The sequence below is a fragment of the Natronospira elongata genome (assembly GCF_034931365.1).
Lineage (GTDB): Bacteria > Pseudomonadota > Gammaproteobacteria > Natronospirales > Natronospiraceae > Natronospira > Natronospira elongata.
The window spans coordinates 1-4733 of the sequence record NZ_JAYGII010000072.1 but is presented as its reverse complement, the minus strand read 5'-3'; the positions used below and the strand labels follow the sequence as shown (position 1 = coordinate 4733).

Annotated in this window: 3 protein-coding genes; 1 reads left to right on the top strand and 2 read right to left on the bottom strand. The window is 57.5% G+C overall.

Features of this window, described 5'->3' with window-relative positions:
- Window positions 1–1733 (top strand): class I SAM-dependent methyltransferase (locus VCB98_RS13655; RefSeq protein WP_346053467.1); only part of this gene is annotated, 1733 nt, incomplete at its 5' end.
- Between the two features lie 72 nt (window positions 1734–1805).
- Here the strand turns inward: VCB98_RS13655 and VCB98_RS13650 are convergent.
- Entirely contained in the window at window positions 1806–4259 is a 2454-nt protein-coding gene (locus VCB98_RS13650) for a DNA/RNA helicase domain-containing protein (protein ID WP_346053465.1), read from the bottom strand.
- Between the two features lie 8 nt (window positions 4260–4267).
- Window positions 4268–4627: a nucleotide pyrophosphohydrolase gene (locus VCB98_RS13645; RefSeq protein ID WP_346053464.1), complete on the bottom strand. Its 360-nt coding sequence runs from the start codon at window positions 4625–4627 to the stop codon at window positions 4268–4270.
- Between the last annotated feature and the right edge of the window lie 106 nt (window positions 4628–4733).

Genomic DNA, 4733 nt, shown 5'->3' with positions numbered 1-4733 from the left:
CCCCCATGAGCCGAAACGACCCCACGGACTGGTACCAGCGCCACGGCAAAACCGTCGCCGAGCAATACGAGCAGCTCGACTTCCCCACCGTGCATAATTGGTTGCTCTATTTATTGCCCAAGCCAGAAGGCTCGGTCATCCTCGACATCGGTGCCGGCTCCGGCCGTGACGCGGCCTGGCTGGCCGAGCGGGGCCATGAAGTGGTCGCCGCTGAGCCCACCCGCGCCCTGCGCGAAGAAGGCCAGCGCCGACACCCCCACCCCAGAATCCGCTGGATCGACGACCGCCTCCCCGGCCTCAAGGCCACCGAACGCCTGGGCCTGCAGTTCGACATGATTCTGGTGAGCGCCGTCTGGATGCACCTGCCGGAAAACCAGCGCGCCCGCGCCTTCCGCAAGCTCACCGCCCTGCTCAAGCCCGGCGGCCTGCTGGCCATCACCCTGCGCCACGGCCCCGCCGACCCGGAACGGACCATGTACCCGGTCGGCAGCGAGGAAATCGAACGCCTGGCCCGTGCCCATGGGGCCTTCATCGAGAAACGGGAGATCGGCGTACCGGATACCGGCGGCCGCAAAGGCATCCACTGGGACCAGCTCGCCATCCGCCTGCCGGACGACGGCACCGGCGCCCTGCCGCTGATCCGTCATATCGTGCTCAACGATGCCAAGTCCTCCACCTACAAGCTGGCACTCTTGAGAACGCTCTGCCGCATCGCCGAAAGCGCCGACGGCCTGACCCGCCACAATGAGGACGACACCGTCAGCCTGCCCATGGGCCTGGTCGCGCTGGTCTGGGCCCGGCTTTACCATCCTCTGAGCAAGGGCGGCTTTCCCCAGATGCCCCACACCCGCGACGGCCGCGGCCTGGCCTTCGTCAAGGCGCCTTTTCAGGCGCTGTTGAAACACCCGGCCCTGGACCTGCGCATCGGCACCCGCTTTTCGCCGACCGACAGCCCGGCCATTCATCAGGCCCTACGCGACATCCGTGACACCATCATCAAGCAGCCGGTCCACTACACCACCTACCCCAACGGCGCCCAGGTACTTAACGCCACCCCCTTCCGCCAGCAACGCCCCCAGGCCGGCATCACCCTCGATGAGGCCTACCTCTGGCACTTCGGCGAACTCGCCGTCCCCGCCAGGCTCTGGCAGGCCCTGCAACGCTTCAGCGTCTGGATCGAGCCCGCCATCGTCACCGAATGGCAACGCCTGATCGCCGACTACAGCGAACGACAGGGCAAGCCACTGGATGAACTGGCCCTGGCCCAGGCCATGCACTGGTCCGACCCCGAGCGGGATGTCGGCCTCGCCCGACAACAGGCCCTCCAACTCATCGAAGCTGGCCACCCGCTCCACTGCGTCTGGAGCAAGAAACGCCTCACCCCCGACAATCTCGAAATCGACCACTGCTTCCCCTGGTCCGCCTGGCCCTGCGACGACTTGTGGAACCTCATGCCCGCCCACCGAAGCACCAACAACCAGAAAAGCGCCCGCCTCCCCAGCGCCGAAACCTTCCAGGCCGCCGAAGAACGCATCATCAACTGGTGGGAACAGGGATACTGCGGGGAATCGAAGCCGCTACTCACGGAGCGTTTTCACGGCGAAGCGCGGGCAACCCTGCCCACACCTGAGCCAATACGCAACGACTCCCTGATTCAGATATTCGATGCCGCCAATCTCAGGCGGATACGCTTGAGGCAGGATCAGCAGGTGCCGGAGTGGTCAATTCCGTAGGGCAAAACAAGGATTCGACGCCCAACCACCTGCCGTCGCTATCCTCATAAGGAAAAAGTAAAAGCTACAACATCACGCAACGATGCCTTTAAACACCCCCAGAACCTGCAACTCACCGGCCTGCGCATTGTCCAGGACGATGTCTTCATAGCCAGACTCAAGCGTATCGCACGCAAGAACGATACGGCTGTGCTTCCACTCACCCTCGGAATCGGCTACCTTTTCGCTGCGATAGACCTTTACGGTAAGCCCCCCAGTGTTATCTGGATCCTGAATATCACGGTGATAGGCGAGCACTACTTGGCCGTTACGAGATCCGCCCGGCTTGGCTTCGAACAAACCCAAAGAACCGTTCGGAATTCGACGGTTCATGGAATCCCCGACTACCCGCACCGCAAATAGACCCGGCCTGGCTTGATAGAAGTCAGGAAGGGCAATCCACTTCTCCACATCCTCAAGCGTCTGTTTCTCCGCAAACCCCTCGGCAAACCCGCCCGCAGCAGCCTCCAAATCGAGCAACGGCACCGCATTATCGGATTCTGAAACATCCTCCGCCGACACGACTCGAGGTCCGTCAATGTTCTCATCAGATCCTAGGGCTTCGTCTGGACCGCCAACCACGCTTGGGGATACCCCACTGTCGAGGACCTTATCACTGGCCTTGTTCAGTGCCACTGTGATCTGCTGTCGAAAATACTCTTGGGTTTCCCCATCAGCACAGTAGATAAAACACCCTTTAAGCCCCCGACTTAAAAGTACGCGGTAAGTGTTCTTTATGATCGCATCCGCACGAGCATCGGCACTTTTCGGCGCCTCATTACGGTGTTTGATGTAGCCATGCAAGGATTTATCGGTTCGCGCGCGCATTTCAGGCTGCGTAACGACACACCGATCACGAACTACGAGATCCGGACCTATGATGACGCCAACATAATCCATCTCCAGTCCCTGAACTGTATGAATACAACCAATCTGGTCAATGGATTCTGCCTTCTCGATATAGCGCCCTTCGTCATTGCTCAGATTCCACTGCATGGCGAAACCGTCTTCCGGGAATGTAATATCCCAGGCATCTGGATCCTTCTTGCTCTTCCAGTCCCAGCAATAACCGGCCACGAGTCTCGCCTTGTGGCCGGAGCGGTTCAGTAAGGCGATTCGCTCCCGAAGTTCGGACGGTGAATCCACCACCGCCAGGTCATAATCAATACCGGCGAGATCATCCTGCGCCGTATCGTGAACCCCCAATACCCGATCGAGCCAGGAAAGATAACCATCTGAACCATTACATCGAAACTGAGACTTGAGGTCAGCATGGTGGATTGTTGCTCCTAACTGCTTCGCCCAATGCTCAATCTCACCCCGCGAGCCTGCATCTTTCCAGGTAACCTGCTGGGCCTCGTCAACAAAGAAAACGACTGTCTTGGCGGCTCGAATTATATCCCGCGTCTGATTCACACCCGATTTCTGGTACTGGCCGCGTTCCACGAGCCGATGGGCCTCGTCTACCACCAGCACATCGAGCTCGCCATCTTCACTGCCGTCGTAAGACCCTGACCCCTTGAACATGTTACTGAACCGCGATTTGGTCAGGGTGCCCGTCAGCCGTCCCTCGTAAACCTGCCGTGGGGCACGGTTGGGGGTTACATAATGCACGGTCTTGTAGCGATTCGTTAGTTCAACCAGAAGGTTTATAGCCACAACTGACTTCCCGGTCCCTGGCCCGCCCTCCACGATCAGGACTTGCTTCTCGCCTTGTTGTGAAAACTCTGACACCTCGAGTGCCGCCTCATAGACGAGTTTCTGATCATCTATCATCAAAAAATCGCTTTTCCCCTTTATCAATCGTGCCAGTGAGGTCGCTAAATCTCGCGAGGGTCGGATGCGCCCCTTCTCGATCCGGTAAAGAACACGGTTTTTATCGCCGTGACGGACATGCCTCTGAATGAACTGCTGTAGACGAACCATGTCTTTCCGAAGGAAGATTGGGGCCCTATCGATGTGCGCTTGGTAATGATCATCCAGGATTCCGCTTCCATCCACGCAGTTGTGCAGATAAGCACAGGGCTCAAGTCGAATCCCATCCTCCTGTACGGTCTGATTGAAGTCCTTCAGCAGCGATGCGTAGCTCCAAGCCTGATATGAAGGGTGCGTCGTCTCGCGATGAGCACCCCCGAGAAAGGTGCGAACGATGGCGTCCTTCGCAGTAATTTCCGCCTTTTCCCACTGCTTCAACTCAACAATCACGCATGTTTCCCGTCGGCTTTCATCCAGCCCAGAGACAATCATATCCACACGCTTGGACGTCTGTGGGATTTTGTACTCAAGCGCGATACCCGCATCGCCGGGAATGGTGTCGACCTCCAGCACATTTTTCATGTACTGCAATGATTGCTCAAAAGATCGACGCTCGCTATCACTCACACTTCCGTGTCCGGAGCGTTGCAGGGCCTGGATAATGCGGTCTGAAATCACATTGCCCCTGACATCATCGAGAAATCTAATCTTGTCACTGCTGTATACCAGCATCGGCGACCCTAAATATCGGTGTATTTTTTAGAACGGCCACGAGACCGTTCCACAGGGTATTTCAGCTCGTTCTCATCAATCTTTTCCGTGACCGCGCTAGCTAGATCAATACCCAAGCGATCGGCAAGCAGTAACAGGTAGATCTGGACATCGGCCACCTCTCGACGCACCTGATTGGCAGCATTCAGATCAAGAGCATCCGAATCCTCATTACTCAGCCACTGAAAGTGTTCACTCAGCTCCCCAACCTCGCCTGATAGTGCCATAACCAGATTCTTGGGCGTGTGAAACTGGGACCAGTCACGCTCGTGTACGAATGAGGCTAACCGCTCCCGGATCTCTGGCATAAAGTTGGCATCGACTTCCATATGATCATCACTCCCATGACCCCGGAATTTCATGAAATGCTCGCTAGAAAGTAGTAGTTCAATCCCTAACTCACTCTAGCCGTGGTAAACATTTTCCCGGTGCCAC